This is a genomic window from Simiduia curdlanivorans (assembly GCF_030409605.1).
GTDB lineage: Bacteria > Pseudomonadota > Gammaproteobacteria > Pseudomonadales > Cellvibrionaceae > Simiduia > Simiduia curdlanivorans.
Window position 1 is genome coordinate 3,081,169 of the sequence record NZ_JAUFQG010000004.1, and the last position, 15,758, is coordinate 3,096,926.

General features: G+C 49.6%; 17 protein-coding genes. All 17 read left to right on the forward strand.

The features are described from left to right. Window positions 1–49 precede the first annotated feature (49 nt). The 17 genes from fliS (QWY82_RS13655) to QWY82_RS13735 all read left to right on the forward strand — a co-directional run bounded on the left by fliS (QWY82_RS13655) (window position 50) and on the right by QWY82_RS13735 (window position 15,694). Window positions 50–439: a flagellar export chaperone FliS gene (gene fliS / locus QWY82_RS13655; RefSeq protein ID WP_290263292.1), complete on the forward strand. Its 390-nt coding sequence runs from the start codon at window positions 50–52 to the stop codon at window positions 437–439. Between the two features lie 209 nt (window positions 440–648). Beyond that, a complete protein-coding gene (fliS, locus tag QWY82_RS13660) occupies window positions 649–1,032 on the forward strand; it encodes a flagellar export chaperone FliS (protein ID WP_290263295.1) in 384 nt (127 codons plus the stop codon). 225 nt (window positions 1,033–1,257) lie between these two features. Continuing rightward, window positions 1,258–1,509 (forward strand): hypothetical protein, encoded by a 252-nt coding sequence (locus QWY82_RS13665; protein WP_290263297.1) that lies wholly within the window; start codon window positions 1,258–1,260, stop codon window positions 1,507–1,509. A 55-nt stretch (window positions 1,510–1,564) separates the two neighbouring features. Further along, window positions 1,565–1,954, forward strand: a complete 390-nt coding sequence (locus tag QWY82_RS13670) for a flagellar export chaperone FliS (RefSeq protein ID WP_290263299.1) — start codon at window positions 1,565–1,567, stop codon at window positions 1,952–1,954. A gap of 286 nt (window positions 1,955–2,240) precedes the next feature. Then, window positions 2,241–3,677, forward strand: a complete 1,437-nt coding sequence (locus QWY82_RS13675) for a sigma-54 dependent transcriptional regulator (protein WP_435431473.1) — start codon at window positions 2,241–2,243, stop codon at window positions 3,675–3,677. A gap of 297 nt (window positions 3,678–3,974) precedes the next feature. Beyond that, window positions 3,975–5,189 (forward strand): sensor histidine kinase, encoded by a 1,215-nt coding sequence (locus QWY82_RS13680; RefSeq protein WP_290263304.1) that lies wholly within the window; start codon window positions 3,975–3,977, stop codon window positions 5,187–5,189. Then, window positions 5,186–6,631 (forward strand): sigma-54-dependent transcriptional regulator, encoded by a 1,446-nt coding sequence (locus QWY82_RS13685; RefSeq protein WP_290263306.1) that lies wholly within the window; start codon window positions 5,186–5,188, stop codon window positions 6,629–6,631. Before QWY82_RS13680 ends, QWY82_RS13685 begins: the two co-directional genes overlap by 4 nt. A gap of 187 nt (window positions 6,632–6,818) precedes the next feature. After that, window positions 6,819–7,010, forward strand: a complete 192-nt coding sequence (locus QWY82_RS13690) for a PA3496 family putative envelope integrity protein (protein WP_290263308.1) — start codon at window positions 6,819–6,821, stop codon at window positions 7,008–7,010. Window positions 7,011–7,179: 169 nt separating this feature from the next. Next, window positions 7,180–7,548 carry a flagellar hook-basal body complex protein FliE gene (gene fliE / locus QWY82_RS13695; RefSeq protein ID WP_290263310.1) on the forward strand — a complete coding sequence of 123 codons (369 nt, stop codon included), beginning with the start codon at window positions 7,180–7,182 and terminating at the stop codon, window positions 7,546–7,548. A 21-nt stretch (window positions 7,549–7,569) separates the two neighbouring features. Then, entirely contained in the window at window positions 7,570–9,255 is a 1,686-nt protein-coding gene (gene fliF, locus QWY82_RS13700; protein ID WP_290263312.1) for a flagellar basal-body MS-ring/collar protein FliF, read from the forward strand. Then, complete coding sequence (gene fliG / locus QWY82_RS13705; RefSeq protein WP_290263314.1) at window positions 9,252–10,292, forward strand: flagellar motor switch protein FliG; 1,041 nt, start codon at window positions 9,252–9,254, stop codon at window positions 10,290–10,292. The genes fliF and fliG overlap by 4 nt, the downstream gene beginning before the upstream one ends. Before the next feature lie 47 nt (window positions 10,293–10,339). Beyond that, entirely contained in the window at window positions 10,340–11,341 is a 1,002-nt protein-coding gene (locus tag QWY82_RS13710; RefSeq protein ID WP_290263317.1) for a FliH/SctL family protein, read from the forward strand. Beyond that, window positions 11,331–12,713, forward strand: a complete 1,383-nt coding sequence (gene fliI, locus QWY82_RS13715; protein WP_290263318.1) for a flagellar protein export ATPase FliI — start codon at window positions 11,331–11,333, stop codon at window positions 12,711–12,713. Before QWY82_RS13710 ends, fliI begins: the two co-directional genes overlap by 11 nt. Window positions 12,714–12,739: 26 nt before the next feature. Further along, window positions 12,740–13,141, forward strand: a complete 402-nt coding sequence (locus QWY82_RS13720) for a flagellar export protein FliJ (RefSeq protein WP_290263319.1) — start codon at window positions 12,740–12,742, stop codon at window positions 13,139–13,141. 141 nt (window positions 13,142–13,282) lie between these two features. After that, window positions 13,283–13,588, forward strand: coding sequence for an STAS domain-containing protein (locus QWY82_RS13725; protein WP_290263321.1), 306 nt, complete (start codon window positions 13,283–13,285; stop codon window positions 13,586–13,588). 24 nt (window positions 13,589–13,612) lie between these two features. Next, window positions 13,613–15,316 carry an ATP-binding SpoIIE family protein phosphatase gene (locus tag QWY82_RS13730; protein WP_290263322.1) on the forward strand — a complete coding sequence of 568 codons (1,704 nt, stop codon included), beginning with the start codon at window positions 13,613–13,615 and terminating at the stop codon, window positions 15,314–15,316. A gap of 45 nt (window positions 15,317–15,361) precedes the next feature. Further along, window positions 15,362–15,694: an Hpt domain-containing protein gene (locus tag QWY82_RS13735; protein ID WP_290263325.1), complete on the forward strand. Its 333-nt coding sequence runs from the start codon at window positions 15,362–15,364 to the stop codon at window positions 15,692–15,694. Window positions 15,695–15,758 lie beyond the last annotated feature (64 nt).

Sequence of the window (15,758 nt, forward strand, 5' to 3'; positions counted from 1 at the left end):
CCTTGTGAGAAACATGCGCCTTTGCAGTTTCGAGTGAATTGAGGTCGATATGAATCTTCGTGCTAATGTGAATGCCTACACTAAAGTTCGCAATGAGACCGCCGTTGAAACGGCGAACAATCATCGGCTTATTGAACTCTTGTACGATGGTGCTTTGGAGCGTATCGCCCAGGCGAAGGGCGCACAACAGCAAGGTAGGATCGATGTTCGTGGGATTAAAGTAAGCCACGCGATTAACATTCTTATGGGTTTGCGCGACGCCCTTAATCCAGCTCAGGGCGCCGAGCTGGCCGGCAACCTCGACTCCCTTTACGATTATATTCAGCGCCTGCTGTTAAGCGGTCATAAAGAGGGATCGGTCGAGAAGTTTGATGAGGCGAGTAAGTTGCTTAATGAATTGGCGAGCGCTTGGCGGGAAATTGGAGCGATGGTGGGGTGAAGAGCGCTGCAAGCCGCAAGCTGTTTGCTGCAAGAAAAATCACAATCAAAAATTAGGTCCTAGCGGGCCTATTTTTTTGCGCGACCAAAATTGTAGGGTCTGGGCATCCGGCTTGCAGCTTGCAGCTAGAAAAAGTTGGCATTATCTTCGCATTAAAAACTTTCAAGCACCTAAGTGCTGAGGTTTTTTTGACACTTGAGGATAATCCGATGACTGTAGTTGCCACTCGCGCTGCCAAAATGATGGCAGCTGAACCCAATGAAATATCCCCCCACCGTGTGATCGCGCTTCTGCTCGACGGCGCCTTAGAGCGCATTGGCCAAGCAAAGATGTGTTTAGCCGAAAATAACCAAAAAGACTTTGAAGTGCTGCTTGTTAAGACCGTTGGAATTTTAAACGGATTAAGGTCAAGCCTAGATTTCGAAAAAGGCGGTGAAATTGCAGCTAACTTAGATTCAATCTATGACTATGTGGCCGATAAGCTCATACAACAACACAATCCAGAAGCGCTAGCCGAAGCGGAACATTTGCTCTCTGAAATTAAATTGGGGTGGGACGGAATAACCGACCAAGCAACCAGCATCGCTAGATAAACCAGTCGATTGGTCGAAGCGATTCAAGCAGGGCGGCTTAGCGTTTCCCTAACCGCATTACCGTAAGCGTTAGGTTTATTGGCTAGGGGCGGAGGCGGACTAATCTTCCGGGTGGTTGTGTTTGAATTGCTCTGTATTCACGAAAAATTTTAGTCGTCCTTTTCTTTAAGTTTGCATTCCTGCTGTCGATAACCTGAGGTAGCTAATCTATCTCAGGAGTATCACATGGCGTTAATACCGCACAGCCAATGGCGTTTAGTTCGCATGCGTAAAGCGTTAGAGTCGGCTTTATCTGAGCAGGACTGGGATAAGGTTCGGCAATTTGACCTAAGCCTTATGCAGGCGTTAAATGAAGCTAGTGAAGACCCAGAGCGCGACGCAAAAACACTTCTGATGGAGCTAAATGCTGTCGTGCACCTCTACAAAGACTTAGTGCTGAGTTCTGAGTTACATCGCACGGTTAATCAGTTACATTGAATGGGTAAACCCAGTTTTAACACGCTAAGCTTGGTTAACAGCTTGAGGACTCGTCATGTTTAAAGCTAAAGGAACGGAGTTGTATCAGCGCCTTGGGCTTGAGAGCCAAGTGCAAGGGGCGAGCCCGCATCAACTCATTGCACTTCTGTACAATAGTGCCACGGCGCAGCTGGAGCAGGCGCTGCTCGCTGATAGCCAAGGTAAAGACGACGTCCGGCGTAAACACGTGGCCAAATGTTTAGGGGTTATTGGCGGTTTATCGGAATCATTAAATTTTGACGTGGCTTCTGATTTACCTTACAACTTACACAACCTTTACCTCTATATGCAGGGCAAGCTGGTGCAGAATCAGCGCCAATTTTCCAAGTCGGATTGCGAGGAAATTCTCGCTTTGCTGGAAACACTGAGCGATGGCTGGGGCGGCATTGCGAGTAAAGTAAACTAAGCCCTGTATATTTAATAACCTCTCTTAATAGCACCTTTTTGACTTTTACGGTCTCTTAGAACAAGAAGCACGTAACTACGTCAATTTCTAGACGAAAACATTCCATCTAAACCCCTGCCAAGAATTTGACCAGTGGCAAAGTTTTGACTATTACTTGTTGCACTAAGTTGTTTTTTTGACTTCCGACACGGAAGTTAATGCCAACAGTGATAGGGGCCTCCAGGTTGAGGTGATGTTCGTCGCCGGATTGCAGTAATCCTTAGGTGTAAATTAGGAAATCCACATGTTGTTAGAACCCATTAAAATTCTTGTTGTAGATGATAACGCCGAGCGCCGGCGGGACCTCAAGGTAATCTTAGATTTCATGGGTGAATCCGCCCTTACTGTTGATACCAGCCGCTGGGAAGAGGAGGCTGATCTGGCCGATAGCGCCCATCGTTACAGCGCTGTTTTTTTGGGCGAAAATAAGGATCATCCTGCACTCATTTCGCGCCTGCAGCGGGTACATGATTGGGATCAGGGCCTGCCAGTTATCCTCGTCGGGCAAGAGTCGGCGCTTCCCGCCGAAACCAATCCTTATTTAAAGCATAAAATCATTGGCGAAATGCCAAGCCAGCCCACCTACAATCAATTACTTGATCTATTGCATAGAGCCCAACGCTTTCACAGAATGCTGAGTCGCAATGCCAAGTCAGGTACTAAACGCGTTCCCCATCTGTTTAGGAGCTTGGTTGGCTCCGCGCCTGCGGTTGAGAAAATGCGCGAAATGATGGCGCAAGTAGCCGACAAAGATGTCACCGTGTTAATTACAGGCGAGTCTGGCACCGGCAAAGAGGTTGTCGCTAGAAACCTGCACTATAACTCGACCCGTCGCGACAAGCCTTTCGTACCCGTAAATTGTGGTGCGATTCCGGCGGAGCTTTTAGAAAGCGAGTTATTCGGTCATGAAAAAGGCGCTTTCACCGGCGCTATTAGCTCCCGTGCTGGGCGTTTTGAAATGGCCGAGGGCGGTACGCTGTTTCTCGATGAGATAGGCGATATGCCGCTCAACATGCAGGTAAAGATACTTCGCGTGTTGCAAGAGCGCTGTTTTGAGCGGGTTGGTAGCAATAAAACCCAACCCACCAATGTTCGAATTATTGCCGCAACCCATCGCAACTTAGATGACATGATTACCGAAAATCGGTTTCGCGAAGACTTGTACTACCGGCTGAATGTATTCCCCATTGAGGTTCCGGCCCTAAGAGAGCGAGCCGAAGATATTCCGGTTTTAATTACCGAGCTGGTTTCGAAAATGGAGGCCGAAGGGCGCGGTAGTGCACGCTTCAACTCCTCGGCTATATTATCTTTGTCTCGACACGAGTGGTCCGGCAATGTCAGAGAATTGGCGAACTTGGTTGAGCGTATGGCCATCATGATGCCGGGCAAGGTGGTGGGCGCCCAAGACCTGCCTAGTAAATATCAGCATGTGGATGAACTGGAGCAAGAAGAGTTTTTTCAGCTCGAACAAGATAGCCATAACACGGTTATTAAGGTGGGTGAAAACCCTCTATTACCTGATACCGGCATCGATTTGAAAGAGTACCTCACGTCCCTTGAGTGCAGTCTTATTCAGCAGGCCTTAGACGATACGGGTGGTGTGGTAGCGCGTGCAGCCGATCGATTGACGATTCGTCGAACCACGCTCGTGGAAAAAATGCGCAAGTATGGGTTGAGTCGTTAAATTTGGCCGCAAGCCGCAAGCCGCAAGCCGCAAGCCGCAAGCCGCAAGCCGCAAGCAAAATCAAAATCAAAATCAAAATCAAAAATATGGCCCTTGCGGGCCACTTTTTTTGCACGACCCTAGCTTGTAGCTTGTAGCTTGTAGCTTGTAGGGGGCGGCCCCCCGCCTTGTAGCTTGTAGCTTGTTCCCCCTTCACCGGATAAACTTTGCCGCATTCGCTTTTCTTGGCACTTCCTTTGCACCTGTCTTATTTGAACGCAGAAATGCGATTTTTTTGACACCTTGCTGGAATAAGCCATGGGGCAATTAGCCGTAAACTCGATACAACGGGAAGACTACGAAAAACCAGACGGCTTGAAGTCTGCGTTTGAGCTCTTTAATGAGATGTCGGCTCAGTTGGCAAACTCCTATGATGCTTTGCAGTCGAGAGTTTTAGAGCTCAACCAAGAGTTGTCGACGGTTTCCGCCCAGCGTTTACAGGAATTGGCACAGAAGGAAAAATTGGCCAATAGGCTAGAGACGCTGCTCAATGTCTTGCCCGGTGGCGTTATTGTGTTGGACGCCTTTGGCAGAATAACTGAAGCCAATCCGGCCAGCCGCGAAATGCTATCTGAACCACTGATCGGATGTTTGTGGCGACAAATCATTGAGCGCAACTTTTCTCCCAAGGCCGATGACGGGCACGAGGTTTCCACCCTGGATGGGCGCCGTTACTCTATTGCTACGCGCTCCCTCGACGGCGACGGGCAAATCATTCTATTGACCGATCAAACTCAAACCCGGCATTTGCAAGACCAGCTCAGCCGCCACGAACGGCTATCTTCGCTCGGTAAAATGGTGGCCGCACTGGCCCATCAAATTCGCACACCGCTTTCGGCTGCGTTGCTTTACGCCAATCATTTGACTCAATTTGACGGCGATGTCGAGCGCTCTCGAGTCTGCACCGAAAAAATCCGCGGGCGACTTTTGCACATGGAACAGCAGGTTAAAGACATGCTGTTTTTTGTGAAGGGCGAATTGCCGCTACCCGATATTATCACCGTGCAAAAGCTCAAAGAGGCACTGGAAGAAGCTCTTGATGCAGCGCTAAAGCAGGCCAATGTCAACTGCCAGTGGGTCGTCAGAAATCCGCAATGCAGTATTAAAGTCAATCTCGAAGCCATTAGTGGCGCGGTGCAAAACCTGGTCGATAATGCCTTGCAAGCCGATAGCGAGGCCAAGCCAATTGCGATTACCTTAGAGTCTTTTCTCAACGATGCGCTGGCCATTAGCGTGTTAGATCAAGGCCCTGGTTTGCCCGAGGATATCGCTGATTCGGTGTGTGATATTTTTGTGACCAACAAAGCCCAGGGCACCGGGCTTGGTTTAGCCGTGGTTCAGCAAGTGGCTAAGGCACACAGTGGAAAATTTACCATTCGATCGATAAAGGGCAAGGGCACGCGCGCCAGTTTGATTCTGCCCGTACTTCATTCCCAGTCGCAAACAACATCAACGTCAGAGGTGAAAGCATGACCGCGCAAGCCGTTAATGAGCGTCCCGCAAAACTCAGTGCGGAAACCGTTTTGATTGTCGAAGACGACGCAAGTTTGCGTGATGCCATGGAGGATACGCTCTCTTTTGCGGGTATAAGTACGGCGTCTGTGGCCTGTGCCGAGGCGGCCATTAGCTATCTGTCCGATGGCAATGAGGTTGCCATGATCGTTTCCGACATCAACATGGGTAAACTTTCCGGGCACGACCTACTGCGCCATGTGCGTCAATACCACCCACAGGTACCCGTGTTACTAGTGACGGCCTACGGCAGCATTGTCGACTCGGTAGAAGCCATGCGCGAGGGCGCGGTGGATTATTTGGTGAAGCCATTTGAGTCCCAGGACTTGGTCCAGTTAGTCCATAAACACGCAATCAATCAGGGCATTGTGTATGACGCGCCGGTGGCCGAGTCGGCACAAAGCAAGCAGCTACTGCAGCTGGCCGATCGAGTGGCGCAATCGGATTCTACGGTATTAATACTCGGTGAATCAGGCACAGGTAAGGAGGTGTTAGCCCGCTATATCCACGCTCGATCGGCGCGTAGGGATCAACCCTTCGTGGCCATTAACTGCGCAGCCATACCTGAAAACATGCTCGAGGCCGTGCTTTTCGGCCATGAAAAGGGGGCCTATACCGGCGCTCACGCGAGCGCACCCGGTAAATTTGAACAGGCCAACGGTGGAACTTTGTTGCTCGATGAAATATCGGAAATGGCGCTCGGTTTACAGGCTAAATTGTTGCGGGTTTTACAGGAGCGCGAGGTTGAGCGCTTGGGCGGTCGAAAATTGATCAAGCTCGATGTTAGGGTTATGGCTACCTCGAATAGAGGCATGCGCGAAGAGGTGCTAAACGGCCGTTTTCGCGAGGATTTGTACTACCGCTTAAGTGTGTTGCCTATGCAATGGCAGCCCCTTAGGGCGCGCAAAGATGATATTCGCCCATTGGCCGAGAGCCTTATGCGCCGGCATGCGCAAAAGCAGGGGCGCAAAGGCGTTGTGTTAAGCCCGGCAGCCATACAAACCTTGGAAAACTACCCTTGGCCAGGCAATGTTCGAGAGCTGGATAATGTCATGCAGCGGGCGTTGATTTTGCAGCCTAGCTCGCGCATAGAACCCTTGGATCTAGGCTTGGAGTTTGGTTTAGGCCAAACCCCAGCCGACCAGTCCTTGTTTGTACCGAGTGCTGCTGCCGCGGTGCGACAGCAAGAAACCCCCGAGCCCAATGTGTCCGATGGCCTGCTGGGCGACGACCTGAAAAAGCGTGAATTTGAGGTGATCGTAGATACCTTGCGCAAGGTTCATGGCAGTCGAAAGGACACCGCGGCTCGCCTCGGCATCAGCGCCCGAACCCTGCGCTATAAAGTGGCTCGATTAAAGGATGATGGCTTTGATGTAGACGGCGCTTGGAAGATGGCACACTGATAAAAATTAGTGAAATAAACAGTTGACCGCAGCGCTAGCCCGTTATATTTTCCGCGACAGGCTAGGGTCGACCCAGATGCGGATGTAGCCGGTCTCGAATCTACCTTCAGCTTATAACTAAAGCAGCTTATTTCTTTGAATTTTCTGCTTTTTGATAACCAGATTTTTTGCTTAGGTGGGGTAGGTTATGTCTGGTATGGAATTAAGTGTTGGCTTCGACGACAGTGACGATGTGTACGTTATGGACAATAGCGTGGATGACGTAGATACACGCGTGGCAGCAAATGCAACTGACCCGAGGCGCCGTTTAGAAGAGCGTCTCGAGGAGATGCGATTAAAGCGCGAACTGCGCGAACTGGATTTGGATTTTCGAATTTAAATCACTCCCTAAGAAAAGCGGCATTAGCCGCTTTTTTTTCGCCTGAACAATTCCTTTTTAAGCTCAAAGGCAAATTTGTGCCGCCGGCAATTCTTGGCCTGCTTTGTGCATTTATAGGTGAAAGAGCACAACATTTGGCTGAAAAGTCAAAAAGCCGACGGTGATAATTATGGTAGAAAGAATGGATATCAACCGTTTGTTGGTGGAAATGCGAGCCATAAAACAGCAAGCCATGCCGCCACAAGTAAACGATGTCAAAGCCTTGGCTGGTCAAATCCAACCGGGCACGGTAATTGGTGCAACAGAGCCGCCATCGAGCGGCTTCGGCGAGCTCTTTTCAAAAGCGGTTAACAGTGTGAATAACACACAACAAGAATCCACTGCCTTGGCAAAAGCTTATGAAATGGGTGACCAAGGTGTTGATATTACCGATGTCATGATTGCGTCGCAAAAAGCTAGTGTGTCTTTCCAGGCCATGTTGCAAGTGCGAAATAAGTTGGTAGATGCCTACCGCGACGTTATGAACATGCCTATTTAATTTTTGCGGAGCTAAAGCAATATGGCAACGGCAGCGGCTGATTTAGACGATGATTTGTCCGGCGGCGGAAAACCCGGCAACGATTTAGTTGAAGGTTTTAACAACTTAAATCTGATTCGCCAGGCTGGCCTAATGGTCGGCTTGGCGGCTAGTGTGGCCATTGGTTTCGCCGTTGTATTGTGGACCCAGGGTGAAGATTATCGCCCTTTATACGGTAGCCTAGATCGCTTAGACAGTAGCGAAGTGACGCAAATCCTAGAGCAAAATGATATTGGCTTTAAGGTGGATGGCAGCACCGGAGCGCTTCTAGTGGATGCCGATAAAATTCACACGGCGCGTTTGAAATTGGCCGAGGCGGGTATACCCGGTGACAAATCCATAGGCTTTGAGTTACTCGATAAAGAGCAACCCTTAGGTACCAGCCAGTTCATGGAAGGGACGCGCTACCATCGTAGCCTCGAAGGTGAATTGGCCCGCACCATTACCAGTATCAATGCAGTGCGTAGCGCCCGGGTACATTTAGCGATACCTAAGGCTTCGGTGTTTGTACGCGACGCGAGAAAACCAACCGCATCCATCTTCGTCGAACTCTATCCCGGTCGACAGGTAAAGCCCGAACACGTTAAAGCTATGGCCAATCTAGTGGCGTCCAGCATTCCCGAGTTAAAACTCGAAGACGTTACCATTGTCGATCAACGAGGCAATTTACTCAGCGCCGGCGAAGAAAATCTCGAGTTGGTGATGGCGGGGAAGCAGCGCACCTACACGCGTCAAATTGAAGGCGATATAGTTGGCCGTATAAACTCAATCTTAGAACCTATCATCGGTGCCGGGCGCTATAGGGCGGAGGTTTCCGCCGAAGTAGATTTCACTCAGGTGGAGCAGGCGGACGAAATGTTTAACCCGGATTTGCCCGCGGTGAGAAGTGAGCAAACCGTCGATGAATCTCAAATAGGTAACTCTACAGCGGCGGGTATTCCTGGCGCCTTAACCAATCAACCACCTAATGACGGAGCGGCCCCTCAGGTTGCTGGTGCCGGTGAAGCTGGCGGTGCCAATCAATCGCGCCGAGACAGTAAACAAGCGACGCGAAATTTTGAACTCGATAGAACGGTTAGTTATACCAAGCATCAGTTAGGAAAGATAAAGCGCTTAACGGTGGCGGTTGTGGTCGATGACAAAGTCGTTGCGTCGGCTGAGGGTGAGCAACGCCAGCTTTGGACCGAAAATGAGCTCGAGCGATTATCTATATTGGTGCGCGATGCGGTTGGCTTTTCCGCGGCAAGGGGGGATAGTGTTAATGTACTGAACTCGCGTTTCATGGGTATTGAAGAAGTGGTTGTCGAAGAATTGGAGTTCTGGCAGCAACCCTGGTTCTTTAATCTGGCCAAACAAGCCGTTGGGCTCATTATTGTCTTAGTATTAATTACCGGATTATTAAGACCTGTTTTGAAAACCTTGGCAGTAGCGGGTCAACGAGCGAAGGAATTGGAAAACGCCAAAGAAATGGCGGCGCTTGAAGATGCGGGCTTAAGTGGTTTTGAAAATCTATCCGATGAAACTGTAACACTCACAGGCGGCGACGGCTTAGCCTTGCCAAGCCCAGAGGAGAGTTACGAGCAACAAATCAATATGATCAAGGGGTTAGTTGCCGAAGACCCCGGTCGAGTGGCGCAGGTTATAAAACGCTGGGTAAATGAAGAATGAGTGACCCTAAAGCTTCGCAAAAAGCGGCTGACGAAAAGCCGAAATTAAAGCTTTCCAAAGTAGATCAGGCGGCCATTTTGCTGATGTCTATGGGCGAGGCAGATGCTGCACAAGTTTTAAAACACATGGGTCCGAAGGAGGTGCAGAAAGTCGGCACCTCTATGTCGCACCTTAACAACGTGCAGCAATTTGAAGTTGAAGCGGTTATCGCAAATTTTCTAGAAGAAGTTAGAACCTTAACCGGTTTGGGTATGGGTGCCGATGGCTATATCAGAAATATGTTAGTTAGCGCCTTAGGTGAGGATAAGGCCAACGGGCTTATCGATCGTATTTTACTGGGCGGCAACACCACCGGTTTAGATACCTTAAAATGGATGGAATCTCGCTCTGTTGCCGATATTATTCGCAATGAGCACCCGCAAATTCAAGCCATTGTGTTGGCCTATCTCGATAGCGACCAAGCTGCCGAAATCATGGGTTATTTCCCCGATAAGGTGCGGCTAGACATCATGATGCGCGTAGCTTCTCTCGACACAGTGCAGCCCAGCGCGCTGCAAGAGCTCAATGATATTCTCGAGAAACAATTTTCCGGTAATGCCGGGTCGCAAACCAAAGCGATGGGTGGCGTGAAAGTAGCTGCCGAAATTATGAACAATTTAGAGAGCTCCATCGAAGCCGATCTCATGGACTCCATTAAAGAGGTGGATGAAGATCTCGGCACCCAAATTCAAGACCTTATGTTTGTCTTCGACAACCTTAAAGATGTGGATGATCGTGGTATTCAAGCGCTATTGCGCGAAGTTTCCTCTGAGATTCTTATCATTGCGCTCAAAGGTGCTGATGAAAGCCTTCAGGAAAAAATCTTTAAAAATATGTCTAAGCGCGCGGCCGAATTGTTGCGCGATGATCTCGAAGCTAAAGGCCCTGTCCGGCTTACCGAAGTTGAAGGAGCGCAAAAAGAAATTCTTACAATTGCTAGGCGCATGGCTGATGCTGGTGAAATCATGCTCGGTGGCAGCGGCGAGCAAATGCTTTAACGGCTAGCTAGTTTATATATTCCGGCCAATGGATGAGTGAGTAGTGAATGGCGTCTTCCGATAAAGCCTATATCAGCGCTGAGAATGCAACCCACGCGGTTACATGGCTGCCGCCACAAGTGGGTAAACAGGCGAATAAAATTCCCAGTGCTGAAAAAGAAGCACGCGAAGCCAAGCGCCGTGAAGCAGAACGAGCTAAAGAGCGGGTTGAGGATGTAGAACCGGCCAAGTATCCGACCACCGATGAAATTGCCGCGATCTTTGATGCCGCGAGAAAAGAGGGCTTTGCCGAGGGTTTCGCGGCGGGAATGAACCAAGGCTTAGAGCAGGGGCGCGCTGAAGGCGCTGAAAAATCTTACGCTGAACATCATGCCCAAGCCGAGCAGTTGAAGGCTAAGTTACAGGCCATGCTGGATAATTTAGCCGGCCCGGCTGAGCAGGAACAACAACACATATCGGCAATCCTTACACAGGTCATAAAGCGTTTAACGCGCAAGCTTGTTATGACCGAGTTGTCAACGCCAAGCCCGCATATTGAAAATTTAGTTTCTACTTGTGTGGCCTTATTACCCGCGACCCAAACAGAGAGGCGCGCGGTTATTCAATTACACCCAGATGATCTTGCTTATTTGCGTGGCGAGGCTCAATTAGCGTCTATTTTAAGCGCCTGCGAATGGCAGCCTAATGCCGACGTGGCGCAGGGAGGCTGCCTAGTAATTTCACACAGCAGCCAGCTCGACGCAAGGGTTGAGTCGCAATTGCAAACCCTGTTTGAGAATTTTGATAACGGACGCTTTTCCAGTGACGCTGAAGATGAGCCGGCGTTGCGTGTCAGTGAAAAAAGTATCAGTGCCTCAGTCGATCACGGGGATAGCTTAGCAGCCAGTTCGGAATCACAATTAGCCTCAGCTGAATCTGAAACCCAGGATGTTTTTAAACCAGCCATTGATGAGGGAGATTCATCCGCGCAAACCGAGCAAGCACAAGAAGCTCATAAGCCGGTACAACCCGAGCCACCCTTAGACGATGATGGCTCATATGTGGAGTGATATCGCTAGCAGCATTAATGCTCTGGTTCCCGGCGCCGGCGAACCCTTGTTACCGAGAGTGGAGGGGCGGTTAACCCGGGTTGTGGGCATGACACTTGAAGCCGAGGGGGTAGATGTTTCCATTGGCCAAGCCTGCGATATCCTAACGAATTCTGGGCCCGTTGCTGCAGAAGTGGTTGGCTTTAGCGATCAAAAAGTGTTTCTTATGCCCATGGCGCAAGCGTCAAATTTGCGCGTCGGCACCCGCGTTCGTCCCAGGGCGCGCGCCGACGGTATTTTGGTTGGCAATGGGCTGCTAGGGCGTGTTATCGATGCCTTGGGTCAACCCTTAGACCGAAAGGGGCCGCTGAGTGACGTAGCGGACTCGGTATTGGGCCAACAAGCGATCAACCCACTCGATAGACACCCCATATCCGAGCCCCTAGACGTGGGTATTCGGGCTATTAACGGTTTATTGACAGTGGGCAAGGGCCAGCGCATTGGCCTATTCGCCGGCAGTGGCGTGGGTAAGAGTGTCTTGATGGGCATGATGACCCGGTTTACCCAAGCCGATGTGGTGGTGGTTGGTTTGATTGGCGAACGTGGACGCGAGGTAAAAGAGTTTGTCGATCATATTTTAGGTAAAGAGGGCTTGGCGCGCGCCGTGGTGGTGGCTTCACCGGCGGATGATGCACCTCTGCAGCGGCTCAGGGCATCGCATTTAGCCACTGAGATTGCTGAGTATTTCCGCGATCAAGGTAAAAACGTCTTGCTCTTGATGGACTCCTTAACCCGCTATGCCCAGGCGCAGCGAGAGATTGCCCTAGCCATTGGCGAGCCACCGGCCACCCGGGGCTATCCGCCATCGGTGTTCGCCCGATTACCGCAATTGGTAGAGCGAGCTGGTAACGGCGTGGAAGGGGGCGGCTCAATCACGGCTTTTTATACCGTGTTAACCGAAGGTGACGATTTACAAGACCCTATCGCCGACTCTGCCCGCGCCATTCTCGATGGCCATATCGTGCTGTCGCGACGCTTGGCCGATGAGGGTTTATATCCAGCTATCGACGTCGAGGCCTCTATTAGCAGGGTCATGCCCAATGTCGTGAGCGAACAACATTTAAGAGCGGCACAGCAGTTTAAAGGCATGATGTCACAATACACCCAGAATAAAGATTTGATCAGCATTGGTGCCTATCAACCCGGGTCAGATAAGACACTAGACCTCGCCATCGAGCGCTTGCCTTACTTAAAAGATTTTGTCCGGCAATCGCTTAATCAGCCGGTTAGCTTTCGGGACGCAGAGCAGGGCCTAAGGAAGTTATTACAGCCAGCGCCGCTGAAGCCGTCGATGGATAGAGCCAGCGCCCAAGCTGATTCTCAAAGCCTATGAGCCTAAGGTTAAAGCGCGCGGAACTGGTGATTAAGCTTGCCCGGCGCAAGGAAGACCAAGCCGCAAGCCTGCTGCGCCAATGGCGCGAGCGAGTAGAAAATCAGCGCCAGCAGTTGTTAGAGCTGGAAAACTACCAAGAAAGCTATCACAGGTGGCCGCAAGGGGCACAATCAGTTCAGAGCTTGATCACTGAACGAGCCTTTTTTACGCAGTTATCGGGAGTGGTCGATGAGCAACGCCAGCGCCTTTCCCAAATGGAACATCAATACCAACTTTATGTAAATCACTGGCAGGGCCTGCACAAGCGGCGCCAGCTACTCGACGAGCACCGCGACAGGGTTGCCCTCGATGAAACTCAGCGCTTGGATAAGCAATGGGATAAGCTTTGCGATGAGTTAGCGATCACCGCCTTTTCCGCTAAAAAGTAAGTTGCTTATGCCAGATAGCAAAAAAGCGCAGTTTTTCAACGCTCATTATATGACAATGGAATAATCAGCTATGCTTAGCCTTGTGTACTGCCCTCGGTAGTCTCGCTCCGAGATATTGCCCGATACAGAAAGGAAACGACTATGGGAATTCGCGCCACCTATATTGCAGACGACAATCAGCTCACTATTGCCATTGAAGGTCGATTTGATTTTTCTGCACATCAGGAGTTTCGCTCAGCCTATGAGAATGCCGAGCCAAGGCCGGCGCGTTATATCGTCGATATGAAAGACACCAACTACTTAGACAGCTCGGCGCTGGGCATGTTGCTGCTTCTGCGCGACCATGCTGGCGGCGACGGAGCTGACATAACCATCGTTAACTGCAGTCAAGACGTAAAGAAAATCCTCACCATCTCAAATTTCGAGCAACTTTTTACAATCAAGTAATCGTGATTGCTGGGTGAATTGCGCATGGTAACCAGTGCAGTACTGACCATATTAATAGCCGATGACACCAAAACTGACAGGCTCATTCTGGAGCGTATAGTCAAGAATGAAGGCCATAACGTCGTTAGTGTAGAAAATGGTGTTGAGGCCGTTCGTGCTTTTACCGAAGTGCACCCAGACATCGTTTTGCTCGATGCCTTGATGCCAGAAATGGACGGCTTTGAAGCCGCCAAGGCAATCAAGGAACTTGCCGGTGACGACATGGTGCCGGTGATTTTTTTAACCTCCTTAAACGACACCGACTCTTTAGTTAAGTGTTTGAACGCAGGCGGTGACGACTTTCTCTCCAAACCCTATAACCGCTTTATATTGCAAGCAAAGATTAAAGCTTTTTCTCGCATGCGCGATATGCATTCAACTATGCGCCAGCAGCGCAATCAAATTCAGGCCCACCACGACCATATGCTGCAAGAGCAGGCCGTCGCTAAACAGGTGTTCGACAATATTGCCCACAGCGGTTGTTTACATGCCTCCAATGTAAAATATTTTATGTCGCCATTGGCTGTATTCAATGGCGACGTATTGGTTGGTGCCTTAAGGCCCTCGGGCAGCATGATGATTTTGTTAGGCGATTTTACTGGCCACGGCTTGCCAGCCGCCATTGGTGCTATGCCTTTAGCGTCGACCTTTTACGGAATGGCGCATAAGGGCTTTTCGCTTTCTGATATTTTGCGGGAAATTAATCAAAAGCTTAAAGATACACTACCGGTTGGTTTGTTTTGTTGTGCCACCATGGTTGAAATGAACTTTGTTCGAAATCAAATTAGAATTTGGAATGGCGGTTTACCGGATTGTTTTATCTATCGTCAGGCCAGCAAAAAAGTGGAAGTGGTTAAATCTAGCCATTTGCCCTTAGGCGTTGTGGCTGGAAAGGCGTTTAAAGAAGATAGTTGTTTTATCGAACTCGATGAAGGCGATCGCGTATTTCTTTGGTCTGATGGCATCCACGAGGCCCGCAACAGTGAGGGCGATATGTTTGGTGAGCAGCGTTTATTAAACGTCTTTCATCAGGTGTCGGCGGGCGAAGCTATCTTTGACGATATTCTTACCGCTGTACATAGGTTTGTTGGCTCCGTTGAACGCGATGATGATCTGTCTTTGGTTGAACTGGTCATGCAGTCGCCCTCGAACCTGGAGCAACTTCTAGAGCAGCACGGCAGCAGTTCTGCCCGTGGCTTAACCGAGTGGTCACTGATCTTTGAAGTAAAAGCCGCTAGCTTTCGATTTTTTGACCCTTTGCCCTTGTTGCTGGATATTTTACAGTCTGTGCCTGGGTTGAGAAAACATGGCGGTAACCTTTATACAATATTGGCCGAACTCTATTCTAATGCTCTCGAACACGGGGTGTTAAAATTGGATTCCGCTATGAAAAAATCCGCCGATGGTTTTTTGGAATATTATAACTTGCGTTCGCAGCGTCTAGATCAAACCGAAGGCTCGGTGACTTTCGGTATTAGCCATAAGCTGGAAACCGATGGTGGCTTATTAACCATCACCGTAAAAGATACCGGCGCTGGTTTTGATTACAAAAGCATGCAAGCTAAGGCCGAAAACCTCAGTTATTCCGGTCGCGGTATGCACTTAATAAGTGATCTTTCCCAAAAAGTGACTTATAAAGGTGTTGGCAATGAAGTAGAAGTTCAGTTTGCCTGGCATGAAGACCATTAACACCTTCGAACATTATTTAGTGACTAGGATGGAACGAGTACAGGTATGAAACAGCTAGACATTGAAGCCATAGAAACACTTAAGGAAGTGATGGAAGACGATTTTACCATCCTACTAGATACTTTTTTTGAAGATTCCAAATTACGCCTAGAGGATTTACGGAGCAATATATCGTCTGAGGACGCGGAGGCGTTGCGACGTACTGCCCATAGCTTTAAAGGCAGTGCGAGTAACTTAGGCGCCTTGGCCTTGGCCGATTTATGTATGCGAGCCGAATCACTGGGCGCTAAAAGGAGCCTAGAAGGTGCTGATACGCTGGTCAATCAAATAAAAGATGAATACTTTGCTGTTGAAGCCTTATTGAAATCTTATCTCTAACCTAACCTCTGCCGCCTACATTAACCGGTGCGCTAGTTGGCAACAAAATTGCAATACCTCCAGT